Origin of the sequence: Amycolatopsis sp. lyj-84, assembly GCF_046549075.1 — a bacterium.
In the GTDB taxonomy this organism is placed as follows: domain Bacteria; phylum Actinomycetota; class Actinomycetes; order Mycobacteriales; family Pseudonocardiaceae; genus Amycolatopsis.
On record NZ_JAJPWO010000002.1, the window covers coordinates 164,947 to 183,372 of the forward strand.

General features: G+C 68.4%; 18 protein-coding genes. 7 read left to right on the forward strand and 11 right to left on the reverse strand.

All coding sequences use genetic code 11. The features are described from left to right. Window positions 1-27: 27 nt before the first annotated feature. Complete coding sequence (locus ACLJRM_RS06115) at window positions 28-471, reverse strand: MarR family winged helix-turn-helix transcriptional regulator (protein ID WP_101613097.1); 444 nt, start codon at window positions 469-471, stop codon at window positions 28-30. Between the two features lie 115 nt (window positions 472-586). Here ACLJRM_RS06115 and ACLJRM_RS06120 point away from each other — a divergent pair, with 115 nt between their 5' ends. Continuing rightward, window positions 587-982 carry a DUF5313 domain-containing protein gene (locus ACLJRM_RS06120; protein ID WP_101606921.1) on the forward strand — a complete coding sequence of 132 codons (396 nt, stop codon included), beginning with the start codon at window positions 587-589 and terminating at the stop codon, window positions 980-982. A gap of 82 nt (window positions 983-1,064) precedes the next feature. On the opposite strand, the gene ACLJRM_RS06125 is transcribed toward ACLJRM_RS06120, so the two are convergent. Next, a complete protein-coding gene (locus ACLJRM_RS06125) occupies window positions 1,065-2,003 on the reverse strand; it encodes a hypothetical protein (RefSeq protein WP_410662525.1) in 939 nt (312 codons plus the stop codon). A gap of 194 nt (window positions 2,004-2,197) precedes the next feature. Between ACLJRM_RS06125 and ACLJRM_RS06130 the strand changes: the two genes are divergently transcribed. Beyond that, entirely contained in the window at window positions 2,198-3,133 is a 936-nt protein-coding gene (locus tag ACLJRM_RS06130; protein ID WP_410662526.1) for a pseudouridine synthase, read from the forward strand. Between the two features lie 126 nt (window positions 3,134-3,259). Here the strand turns inward: ACLJRM_RS06130 and ACLJRM_RS06135 are convergent, their stop codons facing one another. Then, window positions 3,260-3,865 carry a hypothetical protein gene (locus ACLJRM_RS06135; RefSeq protein ID WP_101606919.1) on the reverse strand — a complete coding sequence of 202 codons (606 nt, stop codon included), beginning with the start codon at window positions 3,863-3,865 and terminating at the stop codon, window positions 3,260-3,262. 135 nt (window positions 3,866-4,000) lie between these two features. Here ACLJRM_RS06135 and ACLJRM_RS06140 point away from each other — a divergent pair, with 135 nt between their 5' ends. Then, window positions 4,001-4,576, forward strand: a complete 576-nt coding sequence (locus ACLJRM_RS06140) for a hypothetical protein (protein WP_101606918.1) — start codon at window positions 4,001-4,003, stop codon at window positions 4,574-4,576. Here ACLJRM_RS06140 and ACLJRM_RS06145 read toward each other — a convergent pair. Then, on the reverse strand, window positions 4,548-5,327 hold the full coding sequence (locus ACLJRM_RS06145; protein WP_410662527.1) for an alpha/beta fold hydrolase: 780 nt from the start codon (window positions 5,325-5,327) through the stop codon (window positions 4,548-4,550). The two genes, ACLJRM_RS06140 and ACLJRM_RS06145, sit on opposite strands and share 29 nt — an antisense overlap. A gap of 37 nt (window positions 5,328-5,364) precedes the next feature. Beyond that, complete coding sequence (locus tag ACLJRM_RS06150; RefSeq protein ID WP_410662528.1) at window positions 5,365-6,198, reverse strand: MBL fold metallo-hydrolase; 834 nt, start codon at window positions 6,196-6,198, stop codon at window positions 5,365-5,367. Window positions 6,199-6,316: 118 nt separating this feature from the next. Here ACLJRM_RS06150 and ACLJRM_RS06155 point away from each other — a divergent pair, with 118 nt between their 5' ends. From ACLJRM_RS06155 to ACLJRM_RS06165, 3 genes are all read left to right on the forward strand, one after another. Continuing rightward, window positions 6,317-7,237: a hypothetical protein gene (locus ACLJRM_RS06155; protein ID WP_410662529.1), complete on the forward strand. Its 921-nt coding sequence runs from the start codon at window positions 6,317-6,319 to the stop codon at window positions 7,235-7,237. Between the two features lie 115 nt (window positions 7,238-7,352). After that, window positions 7,353-7,910, forward strand: a complete 558-nt coding sequence (locus tag ACLJRM_RS06160; protein WP_410662530.1) for an HAD family acid phosphatase — start codon at window positions 7,353-7,355, stop codon at window positions 7,908-7,910. 84 nt (window positions 7,911-7,994) lie between these two features. Beyond that, entirely contained in the window at window positions 7,995-8,621 is a 627-nt protein-coding gene (locus ACLJRM_RS06165) for an alpha-ketoglutarate-dependent dioxygenase AlkB (RefSeq protein WP_410662531.1), read from the forward strand. A gap of 3 nt (window positions 8,622-8,624) precedes the next feature. On the opposite strand, the gene ACLJRM_RS06170 is transcribed toward ACLJRM_RS06165, so the two are convergent. Beyond that, on the reverse strand, window positions 8,625-9,899 hold the full coding sequence (locus tag ACLJRM_RS06170; protein WP_168214285.1) for a cytochrome P450: 1,275 nt from the start codon (window positions 9,897-9,899) through the stop codon (window positions 8,625-8,627). Between the two features lie 256 nt (window positions 9,900-10,155). Here ACLJRM_RS06170 and ACLJRM_RS06175 point away from each other — a divergent pair, with 256 nt between their 5' ends. Further along, window positions 10,156-13,281 carry an ATP-binding protein gene (locus ACLJRM_RS06175; protein WP_410662532.1) on the forward strand — a complete coding sequence of 1,042 codons (3,126 nt, stop codon included), beginning with the start codon at window positions 10,156-10,158 and terminating at the stop codon, window positions 13,279-13,281. 190 nt (window positions 13,282-13,471) lie between these two features. On the opposite strand, the gene ACLJRM_RS06180 is transcribed toward ACLJRM_RS06175, so the two are convergent. From ACLJRM_RS06180 to ACLJRM_RS06200, 5 genes are all read right to left on the reverse strand, one after another. Further along, complete coding sequence (locus ACLJRM_RS06180; RefSeq protein WP_101606911.1) at window positions 13,472-14,323, reverse strand: ABC transporter permease; 852 nt, start codon at window positions 14,321-14,323, stop codon at window positions 13,472-13,474. After that, window positions 14,320-15,300, reverse strand: coding sequence for an ATP-binding cassette domain-containing protein (locus ACLJRM_RS06185; RefSeq protein ID WP_410662533.1), 981 nt, complete (start codon window positions 15,298-15,300; stop codon window positions 14,320-14,322). The genes ACLJRM_RS06180 and ACLJRM_RS06185 overlap by 4 nt, the downstream gene beginning before the upstream one ends. A 24-nt stretch (window positions 15,301-15,324) precedes the next feature. Next, window positions 15,325-15,897: an NADPH-dependent FMN reductase gene (locus ACLJRM_RS06190; protein WP_101606909.1), complete on the reverse strand. Its 573-nt coding sequence runs from the start codon at window positions 15,895-15,897 to the stop codon at window positions 15,325-15,327. A 101-nt stretch (window positions 15,898-15,998) separates the two neighbouring features. Next, window positions 15,999-16,898, reverse strand: coding sequence for an ROK family protein (locus tag ACLJRM_RS06195; protein ID WP_410662534.1), 900 nt, complete (start codon window positions 16,896-16,898; stop codon window positions 15,999-16,001). Further along, window positions 16,895-18,304 (reverse strand): APC family permease, encoded by a 1,410-nt coding sequence (locus ACLJRM_RS06200; RefSeq protein WP_410604635.1) that lies wholly within the window; start codon window positions 18,302-18,304, stop codon window positions 16,895-16,897. Before ACLJRM_RS06200 ends, ACLJRM_RS06195 begins: the two co-directional genes overlap by 4 nt. Window positions 18,305-18,426 lie beyond the last annotated feature (122 nt).

An 18,426-nucleotide genomic window follows, 5' to 3' on the forward strand; every position in this document is an offset into this window, starting at 1 on the left:
TTTCGTCACACCCCGGTTTCGGTTCGCTCAAGCCGTGGCCTCGATGACGCGAGTCAGTGCTTTGTGCAGCGCCTCCAGCTCGGAGACCTCCATGCCCAGCTTCTCCACTACGCGGTACGGGATCTTCTCGGCCTCCGCGCGTAACGCGCGACCCGATTCCGTCAGCTCGACCGTCAGCAGCCGCTCGTCCTCGGCACTACGCCGGCGAGTGACGTAACCGATCGCCTCCAGCCGCTTGAGCAGCGGTGACAGCGTCGCGGGCTCGGCGCGCAGAGCGACACTGAGGTCCTTCACCGCCTGTGGTCCCCGCTCCCACAGCGCCAGCATGACGAGGTACTGCGGATGGGTGAGCCCGTGCGGCTCCAGCAGCGGACGGTAGATGGCGATGACGCTGCGCGACGCGACCGACAGCGCGAAACACACCTGACGTTCCAGCGCGAGCGGGTCCTCGCCCAGATCGATCGACTTCATCTCCGGCCCTTCCGAGTTCATGCCGCCGATCCTAGCCGTGGCGTGCACAACACTAATGATTAGCGTACTAACCGTTAGTGTACTGTGGCGAACATCGAAGGAAGGGAGTCGTCCGATGCCCCGCAAGCGCCCGGATGTGTTCCGCTGGCTGTGGTACTCACTCGGCGGCAGGCTGCCCGAGCGTTACCACGACTGGATCCTCCACGACGCGACCACCGGAAGCTGGCGCTGGCGGCACGTCGCCCGCAGCACGGTGATGATCGCCCCGCTGTGCGCGGTGTGGCTGCTCCTGCCCGGCCCGCTCCCCCTGCGGCTGGCGATCGTGCTGATGGCGGCGCTCGTGGCGTACTTCTACTCGATGGCCTACATGGAGGAGAGCATCGAGCACCGGCTCGCCAAGAACGGCTTCCCGCCGGGCACCGGCCGCCGGACCCGCGCCGAGGCCATCGCGGTCGCGGAGGCGGACATCACCGAGCGGTATCTCGCGCGCTATCGCTCGCCGAACGCCTGACCCCGCTCGCCCGGGCGTTGCGAAAGCCACTTTCGCAACGCTCAAGGTTGCGAAAGTGGCTTTCGCAACGCGCGACGGCGGGTCAGGCTGCCCTGCTTCGGGCGATGGCTGCCCGATGGGCCGCGACGAGTTCGGCGGCAACACGTTTCGGTTCCGTTCGCAGTCGACTGGGCAGGGTTTGGAGAACCGCGATTCCGGCGGCCGCGTACCTGGCGTTTCTAGCCACCGTCGCGGCGTACTGCTGCTTGCCGAAATGGAAGTCGTACGAATCGATCTCCCAGGCCAGTCCCACCGCCACGAAGTAGCCATCGGGGGTCGCGATGTATTCGCCGTTCTCCTCCCGTAGCTCGTGATTCCACTGCGGCTCCGGCAAACCGCTCATTCGCCATACCTTCATGGCATCGACCTCTGCCGCCGACCGAGCCCCGTCGGCGATCCGATGCAACGCTTCGCGGGGGATCGCCGTGCCCCGACTGCTCCCGGCGTCGAGTTCGGCGAACAGTTCCGGAAGGCTCAGGCCGCGCTGTACCGCCTCGGCCAGCAGAGCCGAAACCTCCTGTCGTGAGCCAAGCCGACGGCATTCGTCGAGAACCGACCGGACCAAAGGCGCCAGCGGCACTCCCGCCTCGACGATCGGTTGCGGCATCCGGAACGTCCGCTCGACGATCACGTACCCGGAAGCGCCCACCTTGTGCGAGTTCGGAACAAGCACATGGACACGGAAAGGATGGCCCGGCAAGGCCCGCAGCCCTTGTCGTCGGCAGGAAGCCGCTCCCGTCACCACAGCGTCCGGCCCCGCGTACAAGAGTGCGGCATCGACCAGCTGCCGCCGCGTCGGCGTTCCGGAGTGCAGAAGCACGATGCCCGGCAGCAGTCGTTGCCACGGCTTTCCCGGACGGCATCGGCGATAAGCGGTCATGGATGGGACACCGAGTTCCCCGAGCCGGGCGACGGTGATCACGCCACCACGACTGTGTTGATAGAGCCCCTCGGGATCACGGGCCCAGTCTCCGGTTTTCACGCCATGATCGTCGGCACGCAACCGATCGCGCACCACCCCCGTCCGCCGACCTGTGGACAACTCGCCACACCAGCCCCACTGTGGACAACTCCCAGGATGTTGCGAAAGCCACTTTCGCAACGCTCAAGGTTGCGAAAGTGGCTTTCGCAACGCGCGACGATCCCCTGACCTGGTCACGACTAGGCTGAGCGGTGATGAGACGCAAGCTCCGCCCGCCGCTCCCGCCCCGTCACGGGCTCGACCCCGCGAGGCTCAAGATGCCCGCCGAGGGGCCGTGGACGACGTTGCGGGAACACCTCGTCGAGCGGCTCCCCCGGGTCTCGCCCGAGCGGATCGAGGAGATGCTCCGCGAGGAGCGCATCGTCGGACTGGACGGGCCGCTCGACGTCGATTCGCCGTTCGTGCCGGACTCGTTCATCTGGTTTCATCGCGATCTGCCCGACGAGGTCGAAGTCCCGTTCGAGGTCTCCGTCGTGCACCGCGACGAGCATTTCCTGGTCGCCGACAAGCCGCATTTCCTCGCGACGATCCCCCGCGGGCGGCACATTCTGCAGACCGCGCTGGTCCGCCTCCGCCGCGAACTCGACCTCCCGATGCTCATCCCCGCGCACCGGCTCGACCGGGTCACCGCGGGACTCGTCCTGTTCGTGATCACTCCCGAAGTCCGCGGCAGGTATCAGACGATGTTCCGGGATCGCTTGGTACACAAGGAATACGAGGCGATCGCCCGCTACGATCCGTCGGTCTCGATGCCGCGCGAGATCAGCAGTCGCATCGTCAAGGAACGCGGGGTCATCGCGGCGCAGGAAGTCGACGGGCCGCCCAACGCCGAAACCCGCGTCGAACTCATCGAGCACCGCGACGGCCTCGGCCGCTACCGCCTGCTCCCCGCGACCGGCCGCACCCACCAGCTCAGGCTCCACATGAGCGGGCTCGGATTGCCGATTCTCGGCGACGACTTCTACCCGGACCTGACCGAAACCCCGCTCGACGACTTCACCGAACCCTTGCAACTGCTGGCGAAGGTCCTCGAGTTCACCGATCCGATCACCCGCGAACGCCGCCGGTTCGAGAGCGGGCAGACCCTCGAAGCGTGGACGGATCTCGACGGGTGGCGCCGCGGTCCGTGAGGTGCCGGAACGCGTCGGTACAGGTGGTCGTGAGTGGCGTTTCGGGTTAGAACCCGAAACGCCACTCACGACCAACCCGACCGAAGCCCCGCCGGACGACGAAGCCTCACCGGACAGCGGCCCCGCTCACTTCCGCCAGAACTTGATCCCACTCCAGGTCACTTTCACCGGACCGGCGCCACTGGCCGTCCGATAGGCGCCGAACTTGTCGTAGTAGCTGCCGCCGCTGCTGCTCACTGTCTGCTTCAGCGAGCCGTTGATGTACACCTTGTGCGTGCTCCCGACCTGGTGCACGGTGTTGACCCGCACCGACGTCCCGACGGTCGCCCCGCTGCCCAGCGTCTCCCCGCCGTGGACCGCGTAGAGCCGCCCGCCGCGTTCGACCGCGAGCATGAAGTACGGACCGGCGGTCGGCGCGTCACGGAAGGTCTGTTTCAGGCTGATCCGGGTGCCCGCCATGCTGGTGATCCGGAACGAGCCCTCGAACTGCCGGGTCCCGCCGGTGTAGGTCACGTAGCGCCGTTCGGCCCGCTGGTCACCGCTCCCGGTCGAACAGGTCAGTTCGAAGTTGAGCCCGTCGACGTTGCCGCAGCCGCGTTCCTGGACGTTGAACGAGGGGTTCTCCGCCGTCCACGGCCCGGTTCCGACCTGGGCGTTCGCCGGCATCGCCGACGCCACCAGGCCGAGAGCGGCCGCCGCGACCACCCCTGCGGTCCGAAGTCGTCTCCGCATCCTGCCTCCTGCACACTCAGGGCGGCGGTGGTCCAGACCAGGACCAGGCTGCGACTGTACGAGCACGAACCGTCATCGGACAAGATGTTGACGCTCCGCCGTCCCGCTGATTGGGTAACGACGGTGATCCTCTCCATGACGGTCCTCGAAGGACTCGCGGCCGGGACGATCGACCTGGCGTTCCGGCGCTGGCCGAAACAGAACGTCCACCCCGGTGACGTCATGCGCCTGGAGGCCGGGGTGATCGAGGTCGACTCGGTCGAGATCGTCGATCCGGCCACCATCACCGACGCCGACGCCCGCCGCTCCGGGGCGGACTCGGCGAACGCGGTCCGCGGGACTCTGCGCGGCCCCGCGGACGCCCCGGTCTACCGCATCCGCCTGCGCTATCTCGGCCCCGATCCGCGGCGCGCGCTCAGCGCGGAGACCGAACTGTCCGAAAAGGACACCGAGGCCATCGGCAAACGACTGGCCAAGATGGACAGGCGCCGCTCATGGACCCGCGAAACCCTGCGGCTCATCAACGACAACCCCGGGCGCCGGGCCCAGGAGCTCGCCGACCTTCTCGGCCGTGAGAAGGAGGCACTGAAGGTCGACATCCGCAAACTCAAGGACCTCGGCCTGACGCTCAGCCTCGAAGTCGGCTACCGGATCTCCCCTCGCGGCGCGGCCTACCTGCGGCTCACCGAGGATCGCGGTAGAACGCGCTGAGTTCCGGGACGAGCCGCTCCGGCGGGACACTGTGGAACTCGCCGTCCAGCTCCACTTGCCTCGCTCCGGGAATCGCTTTCGTGACGGCGAGAGCGGCGGCCTTCAGCCAGTCCGTGCTGCCGTTGCTGTTCACCACGAGGACCGGCGCCGTGATCGACTCCAGCCCGCCCGGCACCTTCGAATCGCCCATCACCCGGGCGTCGTGGACCAGAGTCGGCGCGAACGACCGGAGCTCGGCCCACATCGGTGTCGCCTTGGCCTCGGCGACGGCCTCCGCGGGCGAGCCGACCGCGGAGGTCATGAAAAGCGCGACGGCGTCGTCCCAGCGGTCCGCCGCGACCAGGTCGCGCATCTCGTCGGCGTACCCCTCGGGGACTTCTTCCGCTTCGCCACGATAAGGCGGTTCGAAGACCGAAAGCCGTGCCATCGGCACTCCCGCCGCGGCGGCGAGGAAGGCCAGCGCGCCGCCGGACGAGATGCCGTGCACGATCACCGGCTCACCGAGCGAAGCGACCACCGCGGCGAGGTCTTCGATCTCGCGCTCGACCGCGTACGGTTCGTTGTTCCCGCTGTCGCCCCGGCCCCGCCGGTCGTAGGTCACCACGGAGTACTCGGCCGTCAGCTCCGCGACCAGTGGCTCGTCGCCGTGACGATCGTTGGCCGCGCCTGCCACGACGACGACCGGCGGACCCGCCCCGCGCCGTTCGAGCGCGATCGGCGTTCCATCCTCGGACGTGACTGTGTCGATCATGGAGACCATCGTGCCCCGCCTTCCCGGCGGGCGCAGGTCAATTTTTCCCGGCCGGGTCCTCTCGCGCCGCGACGCTCCGGGCCTGCCCTTCATGGATGTCGCTCACCCACTCCCAGCCGGGCTCGGCCGAGGAGCCGATACGCGGGTCATCGGGCGTCCGGGCGTCACGCAGGGCGCGCACGTACGCCCGGTCCTGCTCGATCCGCGCGCGTACCTGGTCACCCCTGCCGACGGATCCGTGGCCGGGAACCACGACGGCCACGTCGTCCGCTACTTCTTCGAGCAGCCGCAGCCCGACGAGATACTCCTCGACCGGGTCATTGGTGCTCTTGAAGTTGTCGAGCATCGGGACGAAGACATCGGAGAGCATGTCGCCGGCGGCGAGCACCCCTCGTTCCACGATCAGCAACGCCGCGTGGCCCGGGGAATGCGCCGGATGCTCGATGATCCGGATTTCCGTTCCGTTCCAAGGAATTCGCGCGGTTCCGGCGGGCAGACCGGTGATGAGACCGAACAGGTCCAGCGGCGTCTCCCCGGCGATTTCCGGCGGTAATCCCTCGGCCGCGCGAGCCTTCCAGTCCGCGTCCGACCGCAGATCGCGCATGTCGGCGGCGCAGCGGGCCGTGCCGTAACGAGGCACATCGCCGAGTTCGGCATGCCAGAGCACGTGATCCCAATCGGGATGCGTCGAGAAACCCGCCACGACGGGCTGGCCCAACTCACGAAGATCATTCGTGAGACAGACCATTTCCCCGCCGGTTATCCCGGCATCGACGAGCAACACGCCATCCTCGCCCTGCACGACAATGGTGTTGTTCCGGAGCAGTTCGCTCTGGTGGACCAGCACGCCGTCCGCGACCCGCTCAAGCATGGGACTCCCCCGTTCGTGATCGGAGGCCGGAGCTTAGCGTATTCACCCGGCTGTCAACCGGCGAAAGACGGTGGCGTGCCGTGAACCCTCGTTGCAAACTGTCGCGGCGAGGTGAGCCATGACCGAGAACGACGAATTCGCCGAGGCTCTGCGGACCGGGCCGTTCTGCCGCGCGTTGTCGATGGCGGCGCAGGCACGAGGCCTCAGCCTCCGGCAGCTGAACTACCGCCTCCGCGCCCGAGACGCCTCGGTGAGCGCGATGACCCTGAGCCATTGGCAGAGCGGCCGGAGCGTGCCGGAACGCGAGGAATCGCTTCGAGCGGTGGAAATCCTGGAAGAAGTGCTCGCGTTGCCAACGGGCTCCTTGCGCCGGCTGGTCGGTTCCCGGCGACCACGAGGTCGCGGTGTGCGATCCGCGGTACCGCTCCATCGACGGCATCGGGCGTGGGGACATCCGGCCTTTCTGCCGCCCTTGCTCGAAGAATTCAGGGACAGCCTGATGAAGCCGGTCCGCAAGATCGAATTGCACGAGACGTTCCATGTGCGGCCGGACCGCTGCACCGGCCGCCTCGTGGTGCGGGAGCTCGTCGAGGCCAGACAGGATCGGACGCGCACGATGATCTTCGCGGCCAGAAGCATGCCGGGCGTTGCGCCGCCTCTGGTGGTCGAGGGCAGCGGTTGCCGTCCCGGTACGGTGCTCACACTCGACGAAGAGGGCTTCTCGCTGACGGAATTGGTGCTGGACAGGACTTTGCGACGCGGTGAACGGCTGGCCATCGGCTTCGTCCAGGAGTATCCGCAGCCGATCGTCGCCGAGAACCACCACCGCAGGATCGCGGAATCCGTGGGGCACTACCACGGTGAAGTCGTCTTCGCCCCCGGAGCGGAGCCGGTCTCATGCCGGACTTGGCGTGCCCGCACGCCCGAAAACCGGACCACCGGGTGGACCACCGTGCGGCCCGACGCCAGGCGCACCGTCCACGTGTCGCGGCGGAACGCGGCACCCGGAATCCACGGTCTCCACTGGACCTGGGAATAGCGTTTCTCTGTTTACGGATTCTTTCACCGAGGGTTTCCCACAAGGAGCCGTCTCGTTATGTTCGAGACACACAGTTCTTGTGCCACAGGAAAACCGCGACGAAAGAAGGTCCACAGTGAACAGCAGAACCACCCGCGTCCTGGCTGTCGCCGCCCTCACCGGCGCGGCGTTCGGCATCGCGGCTCCGAGCGCTTCCGCGAGCGCGGTACCGAGCTACCGGACCTGGCTGTCCGACGTGCACACGGCGATGCAGGGCGGCACGGCGTACCTCGACGAGCGGATCGCCAAGGGCGGCTCGAAACTGGCCGTCGTCACCGACATCGACAACACCGCGCTCGAGACCTACTACAACCCCGGCGAACCGACCGCGGACGTGCTCGCTTTCATCAAGCACGCCAAGGAAAAGGGTGTCTCGGTACTGGTGGCCAGCTACCGCTCCAGCGCGAGCGGCGCGAAGGAGGCGCTCACCGACGCCGGATACCCGGTGGACCGCGTCTGCGTGCGCAAGAGCTCGGAGTCCCACGCGACCGACACGAAACAGCGCTGCCGCAAGGAGTACGCCGCCGCCGGGTACACCATCATCGCCAACGTCGGGAACCGCCCCGGCGACTTCACCGGCGGCAACTACGAAAAGGGCTTCAAGCTGCCTGACTACAACGAGCAGCTTTCCTAGCCGGTCGACGATCGACGTGAGGGCCCTCACGTCGATCGAACAGGCGTTCGACAAAGACCGGAAGCCGGGGTAGGTTCGGTTGCCATGACCCCCGCGCTTCAAGCCTCGCTCTTCGACGAGTGCGCCGCCCTCGGACTCGGCTCGCTCGACGGTCTCCGGCGCACCGAACTGACCCGGGGTGCCTGGATCGACGTGCTGCCGGGCTGGCTCACCGGCGCGGACGAACTGTTCACCCGGCTCGCCGAAGACGTGCCGTGGCACGCCGAACGACGGCAGATGTACGACCGTGTCGTCGCCGTTCCCCGGCTGCTGAGCCACTACGGCGAGGGCGTGCCGCTCCCCCACCCGATCCTCACCGAAGCGAGAGAGACGCTCTCGGCGCACTACGCGGACGAGCTCGGCGAGCCGTTCGTGACCTCCGGTCTGTGCTTCTACCGGGACGGGCGTGACAGCGTCGCCTGGCACGGCGACGACACCGGCCGCTCCCGCACCGAAGACACCATGATCGCGATCGTCTCGGTCGGCGCGGCCCGGCAGCTGGCGCTGCGCCCGCGTGGCGGGGGCGAGACCGTCCGGCACGCCCTCGGCCACGGCGATCTGATCGTCATGGGCGGCAGTTGCCAGCGGACCTGGGAACACGCCGTCCCCAAGACCGCCAAACCGGTCGGGCCGAGGATCAGCGTCCAGTTCCGCCCGAGAGGGGTCGCCTGAGACTCAATCCAGCAGCACGGGCAGCGCGTCGACGCCGTAGACGATCGAGACCTTCCGGAAGCCCACCTCGTCCGGGTCTATCGCCAGCCGCATCTCCGGGAACCGGCGGACCAGTGCGGGATACGCGGTGCGCAGTTCCATCCTGGCCAGTTCGGCGCCGATGCACCGGTGGATGCCCCAGCCGAAGGCGAGGTGTGACGTCGGCTCGCGGGTCGCGTCGAACTTCTCCATGTCCTCGCCGAGGACACCGTCACGGTTCGCGACGCTGAGCGAGACCAGCACGATGTCGCCCTTCGCGATCCGGACGCCCGCGATCTCCATGTCCTCCTTGGCGAACCGCGGGAAGGCCATCTGCACGACGGTCAGGTACCGCAGCAGTTCCTCGACGAACTTGTGGACGGCCTCGTCGTCACCGCGCACGGTCTCGAAAAGCGATCGGTCCTTCAGCAACACGAGCGCGCCGAGCGCGAGCATGCTCGCCGTGGTCTCCAGCCCGCCGGTGAGCACACCGTCGGCGAGGCCCGCGAGTTCGCGGTCGTCGATCTCGTCGCCGTGCTCCTTGATGAGCATGCCGAGCAAGCCGTCGCCCGGGTTCTCGCGCTGCTTCTTGATGATGTCGTCCAGATAGGACAGTGACTCGGTCATCGCGCCGAGTGACGCGCCCGCCCCGCCGAAGAGGTCGAACCGCGCGGTGCTCAGCCGCTGGAACTCGTCGCGATCCTCGTACGGGACGCCCAGCAGCTCGCAGATCGTCAGCGACGGGATCGGCAGCGCGAAGGCCTCCCACAGGTCGACAGGGCCGTCCGCCTTCTCCATCGCGTCGAGCTGGTCGGCGACGATCTCGTCGATCCGCGGCGTCAACCGCGAAAGCCGCCGCATGGTGAACTCCGGCGTGAGCAGCCGCCGCAGCCTGGTGTGCACCGGCGGATCGGCGAACCCGAGCCCGCCGGGGTTCTGGTCCTCGGTCACCCCCGCGCTGCCGACCAGGTTCGTGAAGTCGCTGCTGAACTCGGTCACCTTGCCGAGGACGGCCTTCGCCTCGTCGTAGCCGGTGACCAGCCAGCCACTCATCCCGAACGGCAGGTCCAGCCTGCTGATCGGCTCCTCCGCGCGGGTCCGGCCCAGCTCGGCGACCGGGTCGAGACCGTCGCGTTTCAGCGGCGTCAGGAGGTTGTCCGGGATGATCGACATCTTGGACAGGTCGAAACCGTTCTTCTGCTGGCGCGCGAGGTAGCGACGGCCGATCCATGCCAGCACGCGCGAGCGAATGCTCCCCATACTTCGCACCCTACTCCAGCCGCCGACCACCTGACCTGGCACAACAGGTCGCCTCCGGCCGTCGGGGCAGGAATTTCGACGGCCGTTCACCCGTCGTCCCACTCGATTCGTCACGTCCAGAAGGTCGGATTCGGGCCGGGCACGGTTCCCAGCGGGTGGGAGACCTCGGTCACCGTCGGTCACGACGAACATGGAGTAACGCCTGACAAGCGGCCGGCGTCGTGAAATTGTCGGACCTTACTGGGAGGATTCGGACATGCCAGCCTCGCTCATCGGACGCGACCATCCCGCGGGTGTACTCCGCGCGGAGACAGCCCGTGCCGCCGAAAGCCATGGCGGCCTGGTGCTGGTCACCGGCGAGGCCGGGATCGGGAAGACCACGCTCGTCACCGGCGCCGCAGAAGAGGCGAAGCGACTCGGCGCCCTGGTGCTCAACGGGTCGTGCTGGGACTCGGCCAGCGCGCCGGGCTACTGGCCGTGGACGCAGGTGGTCCGCGGGCTGCGGCGTTCGGTCGAGCCGGGCCGCTGGGCCGCGATGGCGGACAGTGAACTGGACGTCCTGCTCGGCGAGGCCCGCGGCGACGGCGCGGCCGACGGCTTCCGCCTCTACGACGCGGTGACGAGCGCGCTGGTGGCCGCGTCCCAGGAACGCCCGGTCGTGGTGGTGCTCGACGATCTGCACTGGGCCGACCCGGCGTCGCTGCGGCTGCTCGAGTTCGCCGCGCAGCACACCTGGTTCGAACGTCTGTTGCTGATCGGCACGTACCGGGACGTCGAGGTCGAGACGACCGATCACCCGCTCCGCTCGCTGATGCTGCCGTTGCTCGCGAAGGCCACTTCGGTGACGCTCACCGGTCTCGAACCGGACGAGGTCAGCGCGCTCATGGCCAGGACGGCGGGCACGGAACCGGACGACGCGCTGGTCTCCGAGGTCCATCGCCGCACCGGAGGCAACCCGTTCTTCGTCGAGCAGACGGCGCGGCTGTGGCACAGCGGCGGCTCCGCCGAGACGATCGCGCCCGGCGTCGCCGACGCCCTGCAGAGACGGCTTTCCCTGCTCCCCCGGCCGGTTCTCGATCTGCTGACCACCGCGTCCGTACTCGGCAGGGAGTTCCACCGCAAGCTGCTCGCCGGGGTGGCGTCCGCACCCGTTCCCCAGGTGGACCGGCTGCTCGACCAGGCCGTCGCGGCGCGGCTGGCCGTGGTGCAGGGGCAGGGCCGGTTCGCGTTCGCCCACGACCTCGTCCGCGAGACGCTGTACGCGAACCTGCCCGAAGCGGAGCGCCGGAATCAGCACGCCGCGGTCGTCGCGGCGGTCCGCGAGATGCCGAGGTCACCGGACCGGATCTTTCCCGCGGACCTGGCCCGGCACGCGCTGCTCGCCGGCCGGGAGCTCGATCCGAACCTGGCCGTCGAACTGTTGCTGGCCGCGGCGATCGACGCCACCGGCCGGATGGCGGCCGAGGAGGCGGCCACGCACTACCGGCGGGCGATGGAGGTCGCCGAGGATCGACGGCGACAGGCGGTCATCGCACTCGAACTGGGCGCGCATCTGACCCGTCACCACGAAACCGACGAGGGCAGGCATGTTCTCGACGAGGTCTCCACGCTCATCCACGAACTCGACGACGACGATCTCCTCGCCAGGCTGGCGCTGACCCTGATCCGCGCCGATCACAAGGGACTGCGGGTCGACGAGACCATCCTGGTGCTCACCGAAGCGCACAAGCGACTCTGCGTCCGCGAGCCCGGTCAGGAATTCACCGTCCAGGAAATGACGCAGGATCTGACCGCGCACATCATGATGACCGCCCGCGACGATCAGGACGATTCCGCGCTGCTGTTCGGTTTGTGGGCCCGCCATGACGCGATCTGGGGGCCGGGCAGCGCCGCGGAACGGGAACGGCTCACCGACGAACTGGTCGTGGTCGGCCGCCGGACGTCGAATCCGGAACTGGAGCACTACGCGGCGTCGTTCAAATGGGTGGCGCTGCTCGAACGCGGCGATCCCCGGTATTTCGAGCAGTACCAGGAGTTCGTCGCCTTGGCGAGCACCGGCCGGGCGCCGAGTTCGCAGTTGGCCTCCCGGATCGACCAGAGCATCATCGCCACGCTCCAAGGCCGGTTCGCCGAAGCCGAGGCGTTGATCCAGCAGGTGATCTCCTGTCACGAAGGAGACGAGCATCCCCATTTCGGCGATCTGAACCAGTTGCAGCGGTGGACGCGATGGTGTCTCGAGGGCCGCTTCGACGATCTCGTCGGATTGCACCGCGAGATCCACGACAACGGGTACGCCTACGGCCGGCTGCTGGAGGCGATCACCGCCGCCCACCGGGGTGACGCCGCGGAAGCCGTGCGGCTCACCGATCTCGCCGCCGACACGAAACCGTACCCCCGCGATCTGGAAGCGCTGTGGTTGCGCTGCCAGGCGCAAACGGCGGCGGTCTCTCGCGACCCCGAACGGTGTGAAGCGGCGCGCGTGCTTCTCGAGCCCTACAGCGGGGAGTGGCTGGTTTCCCTGTACGGCTGCGAAATCTCCGGCCCGGTCGACCTCTGGCTCGGCAGGCTGGACCTGGCGCAGGAACGCTGGGCCGACGCGGTGGCCAGGCTGCGCGACGCCACGCTCTCCGCGGACCGGCTGAGGACCACGGCCTGGGCGATCGAGGCCAAGTCCTGGCTGGCGATGGCCTTGCTCGGCCGCAGTCACGAAGGGGACGCGATCACCGCGGCCACCCTGCTGTCCGAAGTGGACAGAGAGGCCACCGCGATCGGCATGCGGCAGGTCGTGGCCAGGGTCGCCGAACTGCGGGATCGCACGCGGGTCCCGGCCGCCCCGCTCGCCGAGTTCCGTCGCGACGAAGCCGTGTGGACCTTGCACTTCGACGGCGTCACCGCACATCTTCCGGATTCGAAAGGCTTGCGGGACCTGCATTTCCTGCTCGGCAGGCCCGGTTCGGAAGTGGCGGCCGTCCGGCTGCTCGATCCCGAGGGCGGCGAGGTGGTCGTCGCCGCCAAGAGCCTCGGCGGGGACGCCGTCCTGGATGACGAGGCGAAGGCCCGGTATCGCGCCCGGCTGGACGAACTCGACGACCTGATCGACACCGCGACGGGACTGGGGCAAGACGCCCGCGCCGCCGCTTGGGACCGCGAGCGGGACGCGCTGCTGGCGGAACTGCGGTCCGCCGCGGGCCTCGGTGGCCGCACCCGGCGGCTCGGCGACGAGGCCGAGCGCGCCCGCAAGACGGTGACCGCCCGGATCCGGGACACCCTGCGCAAACTCGACGAACAGCATCCGGCACTGGCCGCGCACCTGCGCGCGTCGGTCACCACGGGGTCTTCTTGCCGCTACGCACCGGACGGCAAGGTCCCCTGGCGGTTGTGAGCCGCCAGGGGACCCAGGCGCTGTCCGGTAAGTCTGGTCGATGGGCTTCGTGATCCAGGTGGTTCCTGACGGTGCGGGCGGATCGGCCTCGTACCGGGTCGTACTCGGCCGCATCCGCCCGTGCCGTCAGGGGCCGCCTGGGCGCGAAGACCGCGACCAGACTTACCGGACGGCGCCTAGCACCCCCAGCTTATTTCCGGTTGTAGAGGCGCATCGTCAGCGTTCCGAAGATCGCGAGGATGACCCCGCCCGCGATCAGCACCCAGGTGATCTCGCCGCCGTCCCAGTTGCCTTCCATCATCGAGCGGACCGCCGCGACCACGTGGGTCACCGGGTTGACGTTGACGAAGGCCTGCAGCCAGCCCGGCATCGTCTCCGGGTTGACGTAGATGTTGCTGAGGAAGGTCAGCGGGAACAGCACCATCATGCTGACCCCCATCACCGACTTCTCACTGCGCAGCAGCAGGCCGAACATCGTCCAGATCCACGAGAACGCGAACGAGAACGCCAGCAGCAGGAGGATCGCGGCGGCCACGCCGCCGACCCCGCCGCCGGGACGGAAGCCCATGATCAGCCCGACGCCGAGGATCACCACCGACGCGATGAGGTAGCGCAGCATGTCGCCGAGGAGGTATCCGACCATCGCCGCGGGCCGCCAGATCGGCAGCGTGCGGAACCGGTCGAACACGCCCTTCTCGATGTCGGTGTTCACCGAGATGCCGGTGTACATGGTGATCATCAGGATGCTGCTCGCCATGATGCCCGGCAGCACGAACTGCAGGTACTCCGTCGGCGAGCCGGACAGCGCGCCGCCGAACAGATACGTGAACATCAGCGTCATCATGATCGGGAACGCGGTGACGTCGAACAGCTGCTCCGGCACGTGCTTGATCTTCAACATCGCACGCCACCCGAAGGTGACCGAAGCCGACAGCGCGGTGGGGCGCTGCGGGCGGTTCTTCGCGATCAGGACGGCGGCGAGATCCTCCGCCTTCGGTGCCGCGAGAACGGGTTCGTTTTCTTTGACTGCTGTCGTGCTCAAGCTGCACTCTCCTCAGGCGTGGCGGTGCGGTCGGTGAGGGCCAGGAAGACCTCGTCGAGGCTCGGCTGGCCGAGGGAGAAGGTGTCGACGACGATCCCCGCGCGGGCGAGTTCGGCCAGTGCGCGGGCGGCGTGTTCGGCGGCGCCCTGTTCGGTGCTGTCACCCGAGAGGCGGGCCGTCAGCGCGAGCGGGTCCGATTCGAGCTGGACCTGCGCCTCCAGGATGCGGACGAGCAGCGCTTCGGCCTCCGGGCGCTGATCGGCTTCGCGCAGCCGGACGTGGACCGCGCCCGCGCCGACCGATGCCTTCAGCTGGCCCTTGGTGCCTTCGGCGATGACCTTGCCGTGGTCGATGACCGCGATCCGGGAGGCCAGCTGATCGGCCTCGTCGAGGTACTGCGTGGTCAGCAGGACGGTGGTGCCGTGCTGCACGATCGCGCGCACGATGTCCCAGACCTGGTTGCGGCTGCGGGGATCGAGCCCGGTCGTCGGCTCGTCGAGGAAGAGCACGTCCGGGGTGTTGAGGATGCTCGCGGCGATGTCGATCCGCCGTCGCATCCCGCCGGAGTAGTTCTTCACCTGACGCCCCGCCGCCTCGGACAGGCCGAACGCCGCCAGCAGCTCCTCCGCGCGGGCACGAGCCGCCGGTTTGCGGTGCCCGGTCAGCCTGCCGATCAGCACCAGGTTCTCGGTCCCGGTCAGATCCTCGTCGACCGAGGCGTACTGCCCGGTCAGGCTCACCATGGACCGGACAGCGTCCGCCTCGCGGACGACGTCCTTGCCGAAGATGCGAGCCTCGCCGCCGTTGGGGCGGAGCAGGGTCGCGAGCATCTTCACCGCGGTGGTCTTGCCGGCGCCGTTGGGCCCGAGGACGCCGTACACGGTGCCCGCGGGGACCTTCAGGTCGATCCCGTCGACCGCCCGGTTCTCTCCGAACACCTTGACCAGCCCCGAGGCTTCGATGGCCAGTTCACTCATTTTCCTTGTTCCTTTCAGAAGCTTTCAGCAGACGTAGGGACGGGCGGTGCGTGCTTCGCGCAGGGCGAGGCCCCACCAGACGAGCTCGTCGAGCAAGGTGGTCACGGCCTGCCCTTGCCCGTCGTCGTCGATGGGGGTGCCATCGCGGGCGAAGGTGCCGTCGAGGAGGTTGAAGGCGACCGTGTCCCGCATGGTCACGGTGTGCAGCTCGGTGAAGATCGAGCGAAGCTGCTCCACCGCGTAAAGGCCCTGCGAGCGGTAGCCGTACGAAACGAAGCCCACCGGCTTCGCGCGCCACTCGTCGTAAGCGCAGTCGATCGCCTGCTTGAGCGACGCCGGGAAGCTGCGGTTGTACTCCGGGGTGACGACGACGAACGCCTCCGCGTCGTCGATCCGCGCGATGAACCGCTTCATCTCCGGGGTCGCCTGCTCCGGCAGCCCGGCGGGCAGGCCGAAGTCGATCAGGTCGAGGACGTCGAGAACGAGGTCGTCCCGGTCTTCCGCGCGACCGGTGAACCATTTGGCGACGGCATCCCCCACCCGTCCTTCCCGGGTACTGCCGATGATCACCGCGACCCGCAGCGGACTGCAGTTCATGACCGACCTCCTCTCGCCTCACCCCCTGGGCGCGAGAAAGCCGCCGGGCTTTCGCTAGATCGGATCTAGCGAAAGCCCGGCGGCTTCGGTCGGTGATCTCGCTACGCGTCCAGCGCGATCGCGATCGCGCCCAGCAGGGACGCGTCCTGGTCGAACTTGGCCGACACCAGCTCCGGCGGGAACGGCACCGCCTGCGCCAGCCGTTCGCGCAGCGCGGGCAGCAGGACGTCGGCCGAACGCACCAGTCCCCCGCCGACGGCGATGCGCTGAGGATCGAGCGCGATGGCGAGGTTCGCGACGTGCATCGACAGTTCGTCGAGCGCCGCGCGGACCAGTTCCTTGGCCTGCGCGTTCTCCCTGGCGAGGCCGAACAGCTCGCCCGCGGTTACCGGGCGGCCGAGCGATTCACTCGCCCGGCCGCCCAGCCCACGCCCACCGACGACCTCCTCCAGCGGCGCCGCTCCGCTGGCGAACCCGTCGGTGTCCTGCGGCGAGCGGAGGTTGTAGCCGATCTCGCCCGCAGCTCCGTTGGCGCCGGCCAGCAGCCGGCCGCCGACCAGGACCGCCGCCGCGATCCCGGTCCCCAGTGACAGGAACACCGCCGGATCGGTGTCCGCCAGCGCCCCCCACCGCCATTCCGCGAGCGCCGCCGCCTTGGCGTCGGTGCCCACGGAGATCGGGACGCCGCCGAACTCGTCGGCGACGAGGTCCCGCAACCGCAGTTCCTCCCAGCCCGGCACGTTGGGGGCCAGCAGGATGCGGTCCTCCAGCACGATGCCGGGGCTGACGACGCCGATCGCGACGAGCTCGTCGGCGGCGCCTTCGTCCGCGAGCAGTTTCCGCGAGGCGGCGAGCGCGCGGCTCACCACCTGTTCGGCGCCCGCCTGCGCGTCGGTGTCGAGCCGCCGGGTGACCAGCAGGTTCCCGGTTCTGTCCGCCAGCCCGATCGCGACCTTCGTCCCGCCGAAGTCGATCCCCAGGATCAGTTCTTCCCCCGTCACTTCCCGTTCCCCTCTGCCGCCCCCGCGAACGATTCCTGAACACCCTTGGGCCCGAACGGCCAGACGCGCTCCGCCTTCGCGTAGGCGAGGAACGCCGCCACCCCGAGCGCGATCCATCCCACCGAAAGCCCGATCGAGAGCCAGGTGGCCGAGAAGTAGATGTAGACCCAGCCGAGCAACGCGATGATCGTCGGGATCGGGTAGAGCCACTGCCGGTACGGCCGGTCCAGTTCCGGACGCCGTCGCCGCAGCACCACGATCGCCGCGACCTGCGCGAGCGACTGGACGATCACCAGCACCGTCACCGCCGCGTTGATCACCGCGGTCAGCGTGAACAGCGACCCGATCGCGGTGATGAGGCCCATCGTCAGCACACCGGCGGTCGGCAGGTTCAGTTTCGGGTGCAGTTTGGCGAACACCGGCAGGAACACCTTGTCGCGCGCGGCCTCGAACGGGACCCGCGAGCCACCGAGCAGGCCGGCGAACACCGAGCCGATCGCGGCGATCACGATGAACACGGTGATGATCTTGGCCGCGCCCGTGCCCCACGCCTGTTCCAGCACGGTGGAGGCGACCGACGTGGCGCTCTTCAGTTCCTCCAGCGGGATCGAGCCCAGCACCCCGAGCTGCAGCAGGAAGTACAGGCTCATGATGCCGAGGATCGAGAAGATGATCGACCGCGGCAGCGTCCGGCCCGGGTCCCGTACCTCGCCGCCGAGGTACGCGCTGGTGTTGTAGCCGAGGTAGTCGTAGATCGCGATGATCAGGCCCGCGCCGAGCCCGGCCCAGAACGCGCCGCCGCCGAACGAGAACGCGCCCGGCGTGAACGCGAACGCTTGCGCGCCGTCGAAATGCGTGAAGGCCGCGACGATCACCGAAAGCGCGGCGAACAGCATGATCGCGAACAGGACGGTGGTCAGCTTCCCGATCTCGCCGATCCGCCGGAACAGCGCCAGCACGACGAGCACGATGACGCCGAGCCCGATGACCTTGCCGAGCCCGGTGGTCCCCGCCTCGTCCGCCACCCCCGGGATCAGGTACCCGAGGTACTGGACGAGGCCGATGATGCCGGTGGACATGATCAGCGGGATGAACAGGACCGCGCTCCAGGCGAACAGGAACGGCATGAGCCTGCCGGTACGGACGCCGAAGGCCTCGCGAAGGTAGACGTAGGTGCCGCCGGCGCCGGGGAGGGCCGCGCCGAGTTCGGCCCAGATCAGGCCGTCGGCCAGCGCGATGACCGCGCCGATGAGCCAGCCGAACATGGCCTGCGGGCCGCCCAGGGTCGCCACCATCGCGGGGATGGTGACGAACGGGCCGATCCCGCACATCTGGGTCATGTTGATGGCGGTCGCCTGCAGCGGCCCGATCTTCCGCTCGAGCCCCGGCTGCGGGGGTGAACTCAAAACGCGCCTCCCTGTTAGTTAGTAAAGTTTCTTAACATATTTTCGGGCGTGTCGGAAGGCCGGGCGGCGAAGTTGTCGCGCACTGGTCCACCCGGAATTGCCCGAAAGGGCGGATTCAGCGA

Excerpts from the sequence above, each read along its gene's own strand:
- ACLJRM_RS06135 (WP_101606919.1), bottom strand. The coding sequence starts at position 3,865 with ATGCGGAGACGACTTCGGACCGCAGGGGTGGTCGCGGCGGCCGCTCTC.
- ACLJRM_RS06170 (WP_168214285.1), bottom strand. The coding sequence starts at position 9,899 with ATGGGGAGCATTCGCTCGCGCGTGCTGGCATGGATCGGCCGTCGCTAC.
- ACLJRM_RS06145 (WP_410662527.1), bottom strand. The coding sequence starts at position 5,327 with ATGATCGACACAGTCACGTCCGAGGATGGAACGCCGATCGCGCTCGAA.
- ACLJRM_RS06140 (WP_101606918.1), top strand. The coding sequence starts at position 4,001 with ATGACGGTCCTCGAAGGACTCGCGGCCGGGACGATCGACCTGGCGTTC.
- ACLJRM_RS06155 (WP_410662529.1), top strand. The coding sequence starts at position 6,317 with ATGACCGAGAACGACGAATTCGCCGAGGCTCTGCGGACCGGGCCGTTC.
- ACLJRM_RS06185 (WP_410662533.1), bottom strand. The coding sequence starts at position 15,300 with ATGAGTGAACTGGCCATCGAAGCCTCGGGGCTGGTCAAGGTGTTCGGA.
- ACLJRM_RS06120 (WP_101606921.1), top strand. The coding sequence starts at position 587 with ATGCCCCGCAAGCGCCCGGATGTGTTCCGCTGGCTGTGGTACTCACTC.
- ACLJRM_RS06150 (WP_410662528.1), bottom strand. The coding sequence starts at position 6,198 with ATGCTTGAGCGGGTCGCGGACGGCGTGCTGGTCCACCAGAGCGAACTG.
- ACLJRM_RS06130 (WP_410662526.1), top strand. The coding sequence starts at position 2,198 with ATGAGACGCAAGCTCCGCCCGCCGCTCCCGCCCCGTCACGGGCTCGAC.
- ACLJRM_RS06115 (WP_101613097.1), bottom strand. The coding sequence starts at position 471 with ATGAAGTCGATCGATCTGGGCGAGGACCCGCTCGCGCTGGAACGTCAG.
- ACLJRM_RS06165 (WP_410662531.1), top strand. The coding sequence starts at position 7,995 with ATGACCCCCGCGCTTCAAGCCTCGCTCTTCGACGAGTGCGCCGCCCTC.
- ACLJRM_RS06190 (WP_101606909.1), bottom strand. The coding sequence starts at position 15,897 with ATGAACTGCAGTCCGCTGCGGGTCGCGGTGATCATCGGCAGTACCCGG.
- ACLJRM_RS06175 (WP_410662532.1), top strand. The coding sequence starts at position 10,156 with ATGCCAGCCTCGCTCATCGGACGCGACCATCCCGCGGGTGTACTCCGC.